Origin of the sequence: Microcystis sp. M53602_WE12 (assembly GCF_030065455.1) — a bacterium.
GTDB lineage: Bacteria > Cyanobacteriota > Cyanobacteriia > Cyanobacteriales > Microcystaceae > Microcystis > Microcystis aeruginosa.
The window spans coordinates 1-14,583 of the sequence record NZ_JASJFB010000499.1; the positions used below are offsets into that span (position 1 = coordinate 1).

At 42.7% G+C, this 14,583-nt stretch carries 13 protein-coding genes; 8 read left to right on the plus strand and 5 right to left on the minus strand.

Annotated features, from left to right (window positions below; all coding sequences use genetic code 11):
- Window positions 1-168: 168 nt before the first annotated feature.
- A complete protein-coding gene (locus tag PX482_RS16450) occupies window positions 169-1,686 on the minus strand; it encodes an NAD(P)H-hydrate dehydratase (protein WP_288122702.1) in 1,518 nt (505 codons plus the stop codon).
- 7 nt (window positions 1,687-1,693) lie between these two features.
- Between PX482_RS16450 and PX482_RS16455 the strand changes: the two genes are divergently transcribed.
- Both PX482_RS16455 and PX482_RS16460 read left to right on the plus strand, forming a co-directional pair.
- On the plus strand, window positions 1,694-1,828 hold the full coding sequence (locus PX482_RS16455; protein WP_256378306.1) for a transposase: 135 nt from the start codon (window positions 1,694-1,696) through the stop codon (window positions 1,826-1,828).
- A 375-nt stretch (window positions 1,829-2,203) separates the two neighbouring features.
- Window positions 2,204-2,791, plus strand: coding sequence for a hypothetical protein (locus PX482_RS16460; RefSeq protein ID WP_002758762.1), 588 nt, complete (start codon window positions 2,204-2,206; stop codon window positions 2,789-2,791).
- Window positions 2,792-2,975: 184 nt separating this feature from the next.
- Here the strand turns inward: PX482_RS16460 and leuC are convergent, their stop codons facing one another.
- The 3 genes from leuC to PX482_RS16475 form a co-directional block, all read right to left on the minus strand.
- Window positions 2,976-4,376, minus strand: coding sequence for a 3-isopropylmalate dehydratase large subunit (gene leuC / locus PX482_RS16465; protein ID WP_288122703.1), 1,401 nt, complete (start codon window positions 4,374-4,376; stop codon window positions 2,976-2,978).
- Window positions 4,377-4,654: 278 nt separating this feature from the next.
- Window positions 4,655-5,653, minus strand: a complete 999-nt coding sequence (locus PX482_RS16470; protein ID WP_288094527.1) for an MraY family glycosyltransferase — start codon at window positions 5,651-5,653, stop codon at window positions 4,655-4,657.
- 157 nt (window positions 5,654-5,810) lie between these two features.
- The gene (locus PX482_RS16475; protein WP_288094528.1) at window positions 5,811-8,108 is read right to left on the minus strand and encodes a RelA/SpoT family protein; all 2,298 of its coding nucleotides are present in this window, start codon (window positions 8,106-8,108) and stop codon (window positions 5,811-5,813) included.
- Window positions 8,109-8,331: 223 nt separating this feature from the next.
- On the opposite strand from PX482_RS16475, the gene patD reads away from it, so the two are divergent.
- From patD to PX482_RS16495, 4 genes are all read left to right on the plus strand, one after another.
- Complete coding sequence (gene patD, locus PX482_RS16480) at window positions 8,332-8,688, plus strand: heterocyst frequency control protein PatD (RefSeq protein WP_288056707.1); 357 nt, start codon at window positions 8,332-8,334, stop codon at window positions 8,686-8,688.
- 248 nt (window positions 8,689-8,936) lie between these two features.
- A complete protein-coding gene (locus tag PX482_RS16485; protein ID WP_288025454.1) occupies window positions 8,937-10,562 on the plus strand; it encodes a dipeptide ABC transporter ATP-binding protein in 1,626 nt (541 codons plus the stop codon).
- Window positions 10,563-10,617: 55 nt separating this feature from the next.
- Window positions 10,618-10,743 (plus strand): hypothetical protein, encoded by a 126-nt coding sequence (locus PX482_RS16490; RefSeq protein WP_002759643.1) that lies wholly within the window; start codon window positions 10,618-10,620, stop codon window positions 10,741-10,743.
- A 233-nt stretch (window positions 10,744-10,976) separates the two neighbouring features.
- Window positions 10,977-13,112, plus strand: coding sequence for a glycosyltransferase (locus PX482_RS16495; protein WP_288025453.1), 2,136 nt, complete (start codon window positions 10,977-10,979; stop codon window positions 13,110-13,112).
- Window positions 13,113-13,202: 90 nt separating this feature from the next.
- Here the strand turns inward: PX482_RS16495 and PX482_RS16500 are convergent, their stop codons facing one another.
- The gene (locus PX482_RS16500; protein ID WP_012267676.1) at window positions 13,203-13,358 is read right to left on the minus strand and encodes a hypothetical protein; all 156 of its coding nucleotides are present in this window, start codon (window positions 13,356-13,358) and stop codon (window positions 13,203-13,205) included.
- Between the two features lie 31 nt (window positions 13,359-13,389).
- Here PX482_RS16500 and PX482_RS16505 point away from each other — a divergent pair, with 31 nt between their 5' ends.
- Window positions 13,390-14,355 (plus strand): M48 family metallopeptidase, encoded by a 966-nt coding sequence (locus tag PX482_RS16505; RefSeq protein ID WP_288025452.1) that lies wholly within the window; start codon window positions 13,390-13,392, stop codon window positions 14,353-14,355.
- Window positions 14,321-14,500: a hypothetical protein gene (locus tag PX482_RS16510; protein WP_288122705.1), complete on the plus strand. Its 180-nt coding sequence runs from the start codon at window positions 14,321-14,323 to the stop codon at window positions 14,498-14,500. The genes PX482_RS16505 and PX482_RS16510 overlap by 35 nt, the downstream gene beginning before the upstream one ends.
- Window positions 14,501-14,583 lie beyond the last annotated feature (83 nt).

Consider the following 14,583-nt stretch of genomic DNA (forward strand, 5'->3'; position numbering starts at 1 on the left):
ATCAATTCTGATCCCCCCTTAATCCTAGGGCTGATTCATGGTAGGGTTGATTCATGAATCAACCCTACCCTTGATAAGGGGGGAAATCTGACAATTTTTAACACCTACCTACTTAATCCTTTATCGATTTTACTCGGTTTTTGGGGCGCGTGTGTTTCCCCCCAGATTTTAATTTAAACCTTTAAGGGCAGCAAATAAATAATTAGCTAAAGTTACTCCATCTACTCCTAATTCTGTCCTTTCTTTGGCTGCTAAAATGCCAGCTTGAGCGTGTAAATAAGCCGCTAATGCGGTTGCTTCCGGGGCATTATCCGGCATTTGGGTTAAGAATCCGCCGATTAATCCCGTTAAGACATCACCACTACCACCTCGCGCTAAAGCGGAGCTACTTTCGGGGATTATATACATTTTACCTTCCGGGGAGGCGATTATAGTTCTGGCTCCTTTTAATAAGATAATTGCACCACTTTGTTGAGATGCTTTTTGAGTGATATTAATCCTATCTTGAGAACCTGATAAGTTAGGAAATAAGCGTTTAAATTCTCCCCAATGAGGCGTTAAAATTGTCTTATTCTGACGAGATGATAATTTTTCTATGCCCAGTTGAGCCAAAATATTTAAAGCATCGGCATCGAGTATAATCGGTTTATCACTATCTAAAACCTGTTCGATAATAGCGGGATTTTCTGTAGTTAATCCAGGACCACAGGCGAGGACATGATAATTATTTAATTCTAGGGGAAGTTCGGCAATAGCTCCCGTGGCAGTTTCGGGACAATCGATAATTAATGCTTCTGGTAAATGACTAATTAATAAAGATTTAAGGGCAGCAGGAACAGCAATAGAAAGCATTCCTACACCACTACCTCGCGCTCCTAATCCGGCAAGAATTGCCCCCCCTGCATAACGACGAGAACCACAGATAATTAATAAATGTCCCTGCTGATATTTATGGGTAAGGAGAGGACGGGGTAAAGGTAAATAAGGGCGAATTAGATCGGGATTAACCCTCAGAATTGGCGGTGAATCTTGTAGAATTGTTTCTAGGTCAAGGGGACTAATTCCTATGTCAATTAACTCCACTTTACCCAGATAGGGTAAGGCCAAATCTTGGAAAAAAGCTCGCTTCCAGAGTCCCAAACAAAAGGTATGAGTGGCTTTAATTGCCGTGCCTAAAACCTCTCCGGTGTCGGTGTGAATTCCCGAAGCAATATCGATACTAATTACCGGTTTTTGCCAACTATTAATTTTATCGACTAATTCGGCAATCTCTCCCGATAAAGTCCTTTCTAAACCAAAACCGAAAAGACCATCGATAATTAACTGACAATCCTCTAAAGATTCTAAAGTTTTCTGAAAAATTAAGCCTAAATGCTTGACATAATTAGCCTGTTGTGCTGTTAAATCCTTGAGTTTGGCGATCGGACAAAAAAGAGATACTTGATAGCCGGCGAGATGTAGTTCTCTAGCAATCACGAGAGCATCACCGCCATTGTGACCAGGGCCGACGATAACGCCGATTTTTGGGAAATTAGCCAAAGAATAGGACTTTTTAAGCTGTTGTGCCGTTAACAGGGCTGCCTTTTCCATCAAAGCGGCCACAGGCATACCAGAGGCAAAAATTGCCCCTTCAATGCGACGCATCTGCTCGCTATTAACCACGTTGGACCGATAATTGTAGCTCATTCGGGGGATAAATTGCCTATTAACAGGTCTAGATCACTTTTTTTCGGATTACGTTCACCTGATTATCGATTACAAGCCTGACATCGCTTTATCCAAGTTAATTGCTAACCTTAAAACAGTTAGTAAGCTGTCAAGCATTTAAATTGCTTGTTGAGACGGGGCAAGAGGCAAGAGGCAATAGTAAAGGGATTGGGGGAAATTCAGCTAATCTAAGGATAGGCGGTTAAGATGCGTCTTAGCTTAGTCGCTTAATTAGGGTTTGCGGCAAAAAGTTTTTCGTCGGGGCCGGGTGTGGGGTGTTGGGTGTAGGGTTTTACCCTTTTTCAGACGGTCAATTACCTAATTTTCAGGGAAAAAGTCGCAGAATTTTCGCCCCGATCACTCTCAGCTGGCACTTTTTGAGGACAAAAAAGTCTAAAAGTCTTATCCAACAAGGTTTTTAGATTTATTCAGCCAACCCTAATTACTAAATTATTTTATCATAAAAATAAATCCTCTCTCAGGTAAGAGCGGTAGTATGGCTTACTCGACACAGCAGTTAATTGAAATCCTCGAGCGAGAAATGCACGCCACTTGCAAAGGGGAACGTCTCTTACTCTCCCCGGCGGAGCGCATTGATAATCCGGTGATTGCCAAGGCGATCAATCTAGAAAAGGTGGGCAAAGTCTTCGCCTATCAGGATTTTCGCCGCCAAGTTCACGATTATCAACAACAATATCAGGTTTCGGGCATTATCTGGCGTGTTTGTCAATGGGGCGATCGCACTCTCCGTTATCCCGAAATTCATAATCAATTAGTTGCCGTGGCGGGTGACAAGGAAATTCTCATGGCTGCCAAAGCCTCGGTTTTAGAGTTTTGGAACAGTATCACCCCTAATATGAATTTTTGGTGGGCGCTTAACTCCCGTCGTCCCATTTCTGCCGATTATCTAGCCGAATTAGTCGCCCAGTCCGAATGGGCGGAATTAGATGTGGCGCGCACGGAATTATATCTCGGCCTCTGTTGGGGTAATCCTTTAGAACACCAGTATCAATGGGCGCAACCCTTTTCCGGTTGTCATCGCATTATCGCCGCCGTCGATGAACCTAGTTCGATTAAGGTATAAGGGCGATTGATGTCTTGGGGTTGGGAAGCTTTTTTTCAGTGATCAGTAAACAGTAATCAGTGAACTGAAAACTCACATCTGACTCCTGAATACTGACTCCTGAATACTGACTCCTGAATACTGACTCCTGAATACTGACTCCTGACTCCTGACCCCAGTAACAAACTTTTTCAGCAAACCCTATTTAATTTAACAACTCCCTGGGATCGGTGACTTCCCCTTTAATTGCTGCCGCTACCACCATCGCCGGACTCATCAACAAAGTACGACCGGAAGCGGAACCTTGACGACCTTTAAAGTTACGATTGGAGGAGGAGGCGCTGATCTGATCTCCCTGCAATTTATCGGGATTCATGGCTAAACACATGGAACAGCCCGCCTCGCGCCATTCAAAGCCCGATGCTAGGAAAATTTGGTCTAATCCTTCTGCTTCCGCTTGTTTTTTGACTCTTTCGGAACCGGGGACGATAAAAGCTTTCACATGGGGGGCAACACGATGACCTTGGGCAAATTTGGCCGCTTCGCGCAGATCACTGATCCGGCCGTTAGTACAGCTACCGACGAAGCAGACATCGATTTTTGTGCCTTTAATCGGGGTGCCGGGGGTGAGTTTCATGTATTGATAGGCTTCCTCTGCGATCGCTCTTTCACTTGCCGGTAAACTTTCGGGAGTGGGAATGACTTCGTTAACCCCGATTCCTTGGCCCGGAGTAATCCCCCAAGTAACTGTGGGTTCGATTTCGCCGGCATCGAAGACCACCACATCGTCATAAACCGCATCGGCATCGCTTTTAATGCTTTCCCACCAATTAACCGCACTTTCCCAGTCTTTGGGCGCAAAATCACGACCTTTGAGGTAATCGTAGGTGATTTGATCAGGGTTGATATAACCACATCGGGCCCCACCTTCGATCGCCATGTTACAAATCGTCATCCTTTCTTCCATGGACATCCGTTCAATTGTACTACCAGCGTACTCGTAGGCATAACCAACACCGCCTTTAACGCCTAATTGACGGATAATATGGAGAATTACATCTTTAGCATAGACACCGGGGTTTAAATCGCCGTTTACCTCCACTCGACGCACTTTTAATTTCGATAGGGATAGGGTTTGGGTAGCAAGAACATCGCGTACTTGGGAAGTGCCGATGCCAAAAGCGATCGCCCCAAAAGCGCCGTGGGTGGAGGTGTGGGAATCACCGCAGGCGATCGTCATCCCCGGTTGGGTTAGACCCCGTTCGGGAGCGATCACATGAACTATGCCCTGATTGCCGGAACCGATGCCGTAGAAAGGAATATTATTGGTTTGAACATTAGTTTCGATCGCCCGGATCATTTCCTCGGCCAAATCGTCAAGGAAAGGACGCGCCTGATTTTCGGTGGGGACGATGTGATCGACGGTGGCAATAGTCCGTCTGGGAAATAATACTTTTAAACCCCTTTCTCTCAGCATCGAAAAAGCTTGGGGACTGGTGACTTCATGGACTAGATGCAGTCCGATAAATAATTGTGTCTGTCCACTGGGAAGAATCTTAACCGTGTGTGCGTCCCAGACTTTATCGAATAATGTTCTTGCGCTCATTGACTTTGGAATGATAGTCATCTCCTTGATCATATCAGCTAACCCTGGCCGATAAATATTAATTTTTTCTTTTCTCTTGGTTAGGAGGGATAATAGATAAATAGCTCAGTTTTTGCCAGATTAAAACCATCGGTTTTTGAGTAAAATAAAAGACTTTAGCCAATAACTATTTGAGTGATTCCTGCTGCTCCTTACCCCCCGATCCTATAATTTTTAAATAGGATTTAGTCTAACATTCTCTGGGTTTGACTAACCCCTAAGTCCATAGCAATAAAAAATTATTCTTTTCTTGTCACTGCTAAATTATGCTCGCTAACTTTCCTATTCAGATAAATTTCTCCGAAAAAAATTAATCCTAGAATCAGAGGTAAACTCAGCCATGCTACTAGGTTTCCTAAGTAGTTAACACTAATAGCAATCAGGAGAGTTACCCCCATATAAATAATCGCTACTTGTGAATGAGACAAGCCAGATTTTTGTAATCTTTGATAAAGGTGACTGCGGTGAGCTTGGAAGATATTTTCCCTTTTTAATAATCGACAAATAAGGGTATAAATAGCATCACCAATCAGAGGTAAAGTGATAGTTAAAGCTGACCAAGCCTGACTTTGATTGCCCTGGTTATTAAGTAAAACCATAGCGACAATTGCCCCTAAACTGGTGCTACCCACATCACCCATAAAAATTTTCGCTGGCGACCAATTCCAGAGGAGAAAACCGCCTAAAGCTGCCACTAAAAGCCATAAAATTGGTTGCTGAAAATAGAGAGCGAGAAATCCTAATTGTACCGCCGTACAGCCAGCCACCAAGCCATCGAGACCATCCATAAAATTATAAAAATTAATCATCGCGGTCAGGCCGATAATTGTGAGAATAACAGCCAAAATTTTGCCGACAAAACCTAAATCTAATAGCCAAGATTGGGGAAAAGCACCGAAAAAAGTGACCGCAACACTAGCGGAGGATAACTGCACTAAATAGCGAATACTAGAGGGAATACCGCGACGATCATCGAGAAGGCCGATAATAATTAAAGGAGTCAGGGACAACCACAGGGGAATGAGAGGTAGGGAAGGAGGAAGGAGAAAATAACTGAGGCCGCTGGTAAGAGCAAAAGCGACGACAAAACCGAGTCCACCCCCCCTAGGTGTGGGTTGACTATGGCTGCTACGCTCATTGGGAATATCTAACAATTGTTGGCTAAAACGTTGTTTAATCAGGGCAACCACCAGAAAACTGATCAGAAAACTGATGACTGAGAGTAGGGATAATAACATAGGGATTTTTGCGCTCAGATTAATTATCGATCCTACGTTGTTCGGTGACAAAAAGTGCCGATATTGCCATCGTGGTTTTAGTCAGTGTCAGCATCCCAGTTCAAAAGCTAAGGCGCTCTGAAGTTTGGGGGATATGAGCGGTAATTTTAGGTTTAACCTACTCTCGTTCGCTTTTCACCTGACTGATGCGACGAACGTTTAAAACATCGCTCATCAGCTTAATTTGAGTAACACAGCGTTCAAATTGTTGCAGGTCTTTTACTTCAATTTTCAGGGAAATTAAAGCGGGTTTGCCGAAATTAGTCTTAACTCCGGCATTGCGAACGTTAATATTTTGGTCACTTAAACGAGAGAGAATATCTTTTAAAACCCCGACGCGATCAATCACTTCAATCTGAATATTTACTGGATAAGTTGGATAACGTCCCTGGTCATCTAGGGGGTTCCAACTAACAGGAATTAAGCGTTCAGCTTCGGCTTTTTCCACATTCGAGCAGCCCTGACGGTGAATAACAATACCTTCCCCCGCATGGGCAACTATACCGGTAATATTTTCTCCTGGTAAAGGACAACAACAACCGGCCAAACGATAGACTAATCCCTCCACACCGGCGATCGGTGATTTACTAACGGGTAAAGCCCTTTGAACGGGAGAAGGTGGTAGAATCAATTGGGAATCAGTCAGGACATCGGGCGGATTTTTGACCGTTAAAATTTCCTGTTGATTTTTAACTGTTTCTTGCAGACGATTAACCACATTTTTTAGGGTAACTTCGCCGTAACCTAAGGCCGCCAATAAATCATCTACTGCCACATAATTGCACTGTTTAGCCACCGATTGCATTCGTTCCGATTTCAGCAGGGCATCGAAGCCAGTTTTACCCAATTCTTTCTCTAATAAATCACGACCCCGGCTAATATTTTCTTCTCGGCGCGATTTTTTGTACCATTGCCGGATGCGATTTCTGGCGCTAGGAGTAACGACAAAATTTAACCAATCTAAACTAGGGTGACTATGCTTGCTGGTGAGAATTTCCACCAGATCACCATTTTGCAAGGGAGCATCAAGAACTGACCATTTACCATTAATTCTTGCCCCTTTCATCTGATTACCTACTTCGCTATGAATATGATAGGCAAAATCTACCGGTGTCGCACCTTGGGCCAGAGCCACCACATCACCTTTGGGGGTGAAAACATAGATATCTTCTTCAAAGAAATTATTTTTCAGGCCATCCATGTATTCTTGGCCATCTTTAAGGTCTTTTTGCCAGTCGAGCAGATTACGCAGCCAAGCAAATTTTTCATCCTCAGCGGTTAAAGTTGTGTGACTAGAACCGGTTTCTTTATACTTCCAATGGGCTGCAATCCCGTATTCAGCAACGTGGTGCATTTCTAGGGTGCGAATCTGCACTTCTAGGGGACGGGCATTTAAACCAACAACGGTGGTATGGAGGGATTGATAACGGTTAGCTTTTGGTAAACCGATATAGTCTTTAAAACGGTTAGGAATCGGAGTAAATTGGTCGTGAACTATGGCTAAACAACGATAACATTCCTCTTTGGTTTCGACGATAATGCGGACGGCGGCAATATCATAAATCTGCTCGAATTCTTTGCCCTGATTGTGCATTTTATGATAGATGCCGTAGAGATGTTTGGGGCGACCCTGTAAATCAAGAACTTTTATGCCAATTTCTTGCAATTTTTCCCGCAATGTGTTAGTGACGGTTTCGATGCGGGCCTCTCGATCGATACGTTTTTCCGATACCAATAACTGCACGGTGCGATAAGCATCGGGTTCGAGGTATTTAAAGCATAAATCCTCTAATTCCCATTTAAATCTGCCAATCCCTAAACGGTTAGCCAGAGGAGCAAAGATTTCTCTAGTTTCTAGGGCGATGCGTTGCTGCTGTTGCGGGGTGAGGTGTTCGAGGGTTTGCATATTGTGCAGGCGATCGGCTAATTTGACCACGATGACGCGGATATCTTGAGCCATCGCCAGGAACATTCGGCGAAAATTCTCCGCTTGCCGTTCAGTTTTGCTAGAAAAGTTGAATTTGGAGAGTTTTGTCACCGCTTCCACCAAATTACGCACCTCGACACCGAATCTAGCCTCGATTTCTTCGGGGGTGACTTCCGTATCTTCCACCACATCGTGAAGGAATCCCGCCGCGATCATTGCCCCATCACCCCCCAGATCCCGCAGTAATCCCGCCACAGCTATGGGATGGGCGATATAGGGTTCCCCGGATTTGCGATACTGGCCCTCGTGGAGTTTGTGGGCGAAATTAAAAGCCCTAGAGATTAAATCGATATCGGGATTCTGGGGGTCGTTTTCGTAGGTAATCAGGCATTCTTTCAGCCAATCGGGTAAAACTAACGCTTTTTTCGGTTCCGTGGCCCGGGGAAGGGCGGTGAGGGTTTCCGGTTGGATGGCAGTGATGGCGTTCATGGTTAGATCGGGGGGATAATAGGGGGGGGGAGGAGACGGATAACTAGAAAATTATTAGGCCGAAGGGATGCCAGATTACTTAACTCTCTAACACTGGAATCGGATCGATCGGCGAAAAGGGCGGGATTCTTTTAAGTTTTTGTCTCTGATCGGGAAGAGGACTTGCAACCGTGACGGCAAATCGTTAATCTTATGTAACAAATTCTAACGCGCTTTGTATTGGATGCTACCGACAAATTACCATCAAGCTTACAAATCTTTGTTAAGAAAACTGGAGGATTTCAGTCTTGCCCTTCTGGATGGGGATGCTTCCACGGGGTTACAATCTTTTCAAGCTTTACAAACCTGTCTAGAAGGGGAGATATTGTCACTAAATGATGACAATTTCAGCCCAGAGGTGGCTAATCGTTGGCGCACGCTCCAGACGGAACTATATCGATCGTGGCGATTGCTGGAGACGGATTGGTTATTTTTGGCCTCGGCGCGGCAAGGACGGGAGAAACGTTTACAGATAATTAGCGAGCGAGTGGCGACTTTAAAGGGGTATTGTCGGGTTTTGTTAGGGTCAGTTGTCGATTAGTAATTAAATGCTCGATCGCCGTTTGTGTGGCATACTTGACCCTAAGTAGGTAGGCGTTAAAAATTATCAGATGCCCCCCTTATCAAGGGGGATCCCCCCGCCTATCGGCACCCCCCTTATCAAGGGGGGCAGGGGGGATCGGCACCCCCCTTATCAAGGGGGGCAGGGGGGATCAGAGGCAAAATCTATCTTCGATTTAATTATAACTACTTACTTAAGTCCTAACTTTTATCGTTACCGATCGCGTCATGTTGGAAATTAAAGACCTAAAAATTGCCTACCCGACAGAATTAAGTTCTCCCGCTTGGGCGATCGATGGGGTGTCTTTTAGTATAGGCAAAGGGGAAACTCTGGGATTAGTGGGTGAATCTGGTTGTGGAAAATCGACCATCGGTAAGGCTATTTTAAGGTTATTACCCAATCGCACTCACGTGGAAGGTGAGATTACCTTTGAAGGGCGATCGCTTTTATCTTTATCTAGCAAACAGTTAGAAAAGTTTCGCGGGGAAGCGGTGGGATTAGTCTTTCAAGATCCGATGACGCGACTGGATCCGCTGATGACTATTGGCGATCATTGTGTGGAAACTTTGCAAGCTCATCGGGGAAATTTAACCTATCGTCAAGCTAAAAGTCAAGCTTGTACTGTCCTAGAAAAAGTGAAAATTCCCGCTAATCGTTGGTCCCAATATCCTCACGAATTTAGCGGGGGAATGCGGCAAAGAGTGGCCATTGCTTTAGCTTTATTATTAAACCCTAAGTTAATTATTGCCGATGAACCCACCACCAGTTTAGATGTGACGGTTTCGGCGGAAATTCTGCGGGAATTAAAGCGTTTATGTAGCGAGGAACAGATGGGATTATTGTTAATTTCCCATGATTTAGCGATGGTGGGAGAATATTGCGATCGATTAGCGGTAATGAAGGGGGGCAAAATTGTCGAATCGGGATTGGTAAAAACAGTTTTTAAAGCGCCTCAACATCCCTACACTCGTTCTCTTTTGGCCGCCGCTTTACACCTACAGCTACGGGAGGAAAAATCAACGGCAATTCAAGGCAAGGAAACGGTGTTAAAGGTGGATAATTTAAAACAGTATTATACCCTAGAAGGTAACTTTTTAGATAGCTTTTTAAAGAAAGAAAAGAAATTTATTAAAGCGGTGGATGAAGTCAATTTTGAACTGTATCGAGGGGAAATATTCGGTTTAGTTGGGGAGTCGGGGTGTGGGAAAAGTACCCTATCGCGAACCCTATTACAGTTAATTAAACCCACCGGGGGAAAAGTGGAATTTTTAGGAGAAGATTTAACCCCTTTGTCGGCGGAAAAAATGCGTCCAAAACGGCGCTTAATGCAGATGATTTTTCAGGATCCCCTCGCTTGTCTCAATCCCTTAATGACGGTGGGAGAAAGTATCGCTGATCCGCTTTTTATCCATCAAAAAGTTAATCTAGAAACGGCTAAAAAACAGGTTTTAACAATGTTAGATCGAGTCGGTTTGACACCGGTAGAGGAATTTTATCGACGCTATCCTAGGGAGTTATCGGGGGGACAACAGCAAAGGGTAGCCATTGCTCGCGCTTTAATTACTCGTCCAGAATTAGTTATTTGTGATGAACCGGTTAGTATGCTCGATGCTAGTGTTCAGACACAGGTTTTAGAGTTAATGTTAGAGTTACAAAAGTTATTTAATCTCACTTATTTATTTATAACTCATGATCTTTGGTTAGCGAGATTCCTCTGCGATCGAATTGCGGTGATGACTGCGGGTAAAATTGTTGAAATGGGTGACACTGAACAGATTTTTAGCCATCCCCAACACCCCTACACCCAAAAATTAATCGCCGCCGCCCCGAGAATTTATCCTGACAGCAACTAAAATCGCTCTAGGGGCTTATAATTGTTATTGTCTAGATATGGTTAGGAAAGACAAAATGGCCAGACAACTTCAGATAACTCTCCCTGAAGATACCATGCAACTTCTCGATCGATGGTTGGCGAGTAGTGATTATCCTGAAAAAGAATATAATAATTTAATTAATGAAGCGATTAAATTATAAGTAGGGAGGCACAATTATTTGTAGGATGGGTTAGCGGTAGCGTAACCCATGCGGGCGTTGGGTTTCATGCTTCAACCCAACCTACGTTCATCTTATATTTAATTCCACCCATCTACTTATATTATGGAACCCCAGAGAAACTACCTCAAGCAACAATTAAAGGAAGGAGCTATTATTAGAGCAGAAAGAAATTTAAATTTAGCACAAGATTGGTTTTCTCTAGAGGATTATTTATGGTAATAATGATTATTTTTAAAGTTAAAAAACTGCTCAAAAAATTTGTCTTTAGTCTCCAAGAGGAAGGATGGAAACCAGCACTCAAAAAGACGAAACGAAAAATTATTAAAATTCTCACAGGAAAGAGTTCCTCTGAATTTGAAGAACAGGTGATCGAAAGTGCTAAATTAGCTGAACCGCGACCCCTAGAAATTGCCAGTAGTGATGATCCTTTAGTCTCGATTATTATTCCTGTTTATAACCAATTTGCCTACACCTTTAACTGTCTCGAATCCTTGAGTGTTAACCTAAGTTCTGATTTAGCTTATGAAATAATCATTGTTAATGATGCTTCCAGCGATGAAACCTTAGAACAATTAGCAACTTTAGTTAAAGGAATTAAAGTATTAACTAATACAGAAAACTCTGGTTTTATTCGTTCCTGTAATTATGGGGCTAGTCAAGCAAAAGGTCAATACCTATATTTTCTCAATAACGATACTAGAATTCTGGAAAATTGTCTAGAAAGTTTAGTGAAATTAATTATCAATAATCCCCAAGTTGGTGCGGTGGGTTCCAAGTTAATTTATGCTAATGGTAAACAACAAGAAGCGGGGGGAATTATCTGGAATTCTGCCGATGGTTGGAATTATGGACGCTTAGATAGTCCCGAGGAACCGGAATATAATTATGTCCGTCCCGTGGACTATTGTTCGGGAGCAAGTTTATTAGTTCCTACAGATTTATTTAAGCAATTAGGTGGTTTTTGTCAAGACTTTATCCCCGCATATTACGAAGATACAGACTTATGTTTTGCCCTCCGAGAATTGGGTTATCAAGTCCTTTATCAACCCCAATCTAACGTCATTCACTACGAAGGAATCACCTCGGGAACAGACCTTTCTAGTGGGATCAAACAATATCAAGTTATTAATCAAACTAAGTTTCGAGAAAAATGGTCAAAGGTATTAACTAAACACCTAGATAACGATGCTAATAATGTACCCAAAGCTGCCCGACGTTTACAAGGAAAACCGACAATTTTAGTCATCGATTCCTACGTTCCACTATACGATCGAGAATCCGGCTGTGTGCGTTTATTAAATATTCTTAAGCTACTGCTCAATTTAGGCTATTCAGTGATTTTCTTTCCCGATAATGGCTATCCTGAACAACCCTATACTTCTGTACTGCAACAGCTGGGAATTGAAGTTATTTATGGCACAGCGCAAAGATATAATCTAGAAGAAAAATTAATCAAATATTTACCCCTGATCGATGGAGTTTGGTTGTGTCGTCCCGAATTGTGTGATAAGTATATGGATTTAATTCGCTTAAAAACAAAAGCACCAATTATTTATGATACAATTGACCTGCATTTTCTACGTTTAAAACGGCAAAAAGACTATCTCGATCCCAGTTACCAAAATACTAGCTGGAGTTGGCAAACCTATCAGAAATTAGAGTTAAACTATGCTAATCAAGCGGAAGCAACCGTAGTAGTAACCGAAGACGAAAAGCAGGTATTATCCTCTTTAGGAGTGAAAAATGTTTGGGTAATCCCCAATATCCATGAAGAAATTTCCCTGTCAGAAAAAGTTGCCTTTGACCAGCGATCGGGTTTAGTATTTATTGGTAGCTACAATCACCCTCCTAATATTGATGCCGTTAAGTGGTTATGTTTAGAAATTATGCCCTTAGTTTGGGCATCCCGTCCCGATATTACCGTTAATTTATTGGGAAGTAACCTCAAGGATGAAGTGAAAGAATTAGCCAATGATCAAGTGATTGTTACCGGTTATGTTCCCGAAGTGGAACCCTATTTCCAAAAGAGTCGGATTTTTGTCGCACCCCTGCGATTTGGTGCGGGAATGAAGGGTAAAATAGGTCAAAGTCTTTCCCTAGGATTACCGACTATTACCACAAAAATTGGTGCCGAAGGTATGGGATTAATTGACCACCAAGATGTTTTAATTGCCGATACTGCCGAGGAATTTGCCCAAGCGGTGATCGAACTCTATGATAATATGGAATTGTGGCAAAAACTCGCTGATAATTCCCTAGAAACTATTAAGAGATACCAACCCGCTACCGTGCAAACTAACCTACAAGCTTTGTTATCGAATCTAGGAATTGTTGCCAAGGATAGTTAACAAGAAAAAAGCTCATTTCTCCCACAGGTCTATTCTATGTCACCGCAACCAAATAAACTCTAGAATCCGCAATTTTGCAGAATTAAAAACCTATTGAGAGACATTACTGATTTGATAAACGCCAACTGTTTCTAGAAGTAATTCCTGACTATAATGCCATAGGTTGCCTCGAAAAAGTTGACAAGACAATCTTAAAAACTTGGCAATTAATGCCCGTTTATTTCTGACTAACGACTGAATTATCATTTTTACCTTTCCCCTTTTTCCTTGAAAAAATATGCCAACTTATCCTGATATCTCCAGTCAAGCTTTTAAACATCCCCTAGATCAGCAAGCTGAACAGGCCTTAAGATCAGTTCCGGGGTTTGATTTACTAGCGAAAAGTTTTTCCGAATATCTCTATGAACGTCCCCAGCAAATTTTATTAATGGGCAATGATCTCAAAGTCGGCCCGCGTCAATACGCCACTTTATACGGTATATATCGCCAATGTCTGCGGGATTTAGATATGTCCCCAGAACCGAATCTTTATGTCAGTCAAAACCCTTCAGCGAATGCCTATTCTTTAGGTTCGGAACATCCCTACATTGTCTTTAATACTGCCCTTTTAGACCTATTAGATGAAGAAGAAATTAGGGTAATTCTTGCCCACGAATTAGGTCATTTAAAATGCGATCATAGTATTTTAATTCAAATGTCTTTTTGGGTGATGGGGGCGGCTAATTTCCTTGGGGGCATCACCTTAGGACTAGGAAAAGCCATTACTACTGGTCTAGTTTATGCCTTTTATGAATGGCGCAGAAAAGCCGAATTATCCGCAGACAGAGCCGCTTTATTAGTTAGCGATGATTTAAATGTAGTCCTGAGAACTTTAATGAAATGTGCAGGAGGAAGTCAAAAATATCTGCATGAATGCAACTTAGAAGAATTTATTCGCCAAGGAGAAGCCTACCGACAATTAGACCAAGATAACTTAAACCAGATTTATAAATTTCTCATTTATAATGGCGGTAATGGTTCCTTTTTAACCCATCCTTTTTCCGTGGAAAGAGTGCATTATCTACAGGAATGGTTTAACTCGGAATCCTATCGTCAAATTCGCCGGGGAAACTATGCCAAAACAGGGGTAAAAAGCTCAATTAATATTGATGCTAATGATAGGGAAAGCGAAAGATTACAGCGACAAATAGCAGAACTACAAGCAGAAATTGAACGGGCAAAAAGACAAAGAAACCCTGAATAATCTATACGAAGGCAGGAGACAGGAGACAGGATTCAGGAGATTGCCTTTATTTATTCTCCCTTCTCCCCACACCCCACACCCCACACCCCACACCCCACACCCCACACCCCACACCCCACACCCCACTCCCTTTACTGATCACTGAAAATTCTCTTGTCTGTGTTTTGCCAATTTGGTGAGTACAATAGAGGTATCGGGAACCGAGAATGGCAATTCTCCCTACGATTA

Excerpts from the sequence above, each read along its gene's own strand:
- PX482_RS16450 (WP_288122702.1), bottom strand. The coding sequence starts at position 1,686 with ATGAGCTACAATTATCGGTCCAACGTGGTTAATAGCGAGCAGATGCGT.
- PX482_RS16500 (WP_012267676.1), bottom strand. The coding sequence starts at position 13,358 with ATGATAATTCAGTCGTTAGTCAGAAATAAACGGGCATTAATTGCCAAG.
- PX482_RS16475 (WP_288094528.1), bottom strand. The coding sequence starts at position 8,108 with ATGAACGCCATCACTGCCATCCAACCGGAAACCCTCACCGCCCTTCCC.
- leuC (WP_288122703.1), bottom strand. The coding sequence starts at position 4,376 with ATGAGCGCAAGAACATTATTCGATAAAGTCTGGGACGCACACACGGTT.
- PX482_RS16490 (WP_002759643.1), top strand. The coding sequence starts at position 10,618 with ATGGCCAGACAACTTCAGATAACTCTCCCTGAAGATACCATGCAACTT.
- PX482_RS16495 (WP_288025453.1), top strand. The coding sequence starts at position 10,977 with ATGGTAATAATGATTATTTTTAAAGTTAAAAAACTGCTCAAAAAATTT.
- patD (WP_288056707.1), top strand. The coding sequence starts at position 8,332 with ATGCTACCGACAAATTACCATCAAGCTTACAAATCTTTGTTAAGAAAA.
- PX482_RS16505 (WP_288025452.1), top strand. The coding sequence starts at position 13,390 with ATGCCAACTTATCCTGATATCTCCAGTCAAGCTTTTAAACATCCCCTA.
- PX482_RS16485 (WP_288025454.1), top strand. The coding sequence starts at position 8,937 with ATGTTGGAAATTAAAGACCTAAAAATTGCCTACCCGACAGAATTAAGT.
- PX482_RS16460 (WP_002758762.1), top strand. The coding sequence starts at position 2,204 with ATGGCTTACTCGACACAGCAGTTAATTGAAATCCTCGAGCGAGAAATG.
- PX482_RS16470 (WP_288094527.1), bottom strand. The coding sequence starts at position 5,653 with ATGTTATTATCCCTACTCTCAGTCATCAGTTTTCTGATCAGTTTTCTG.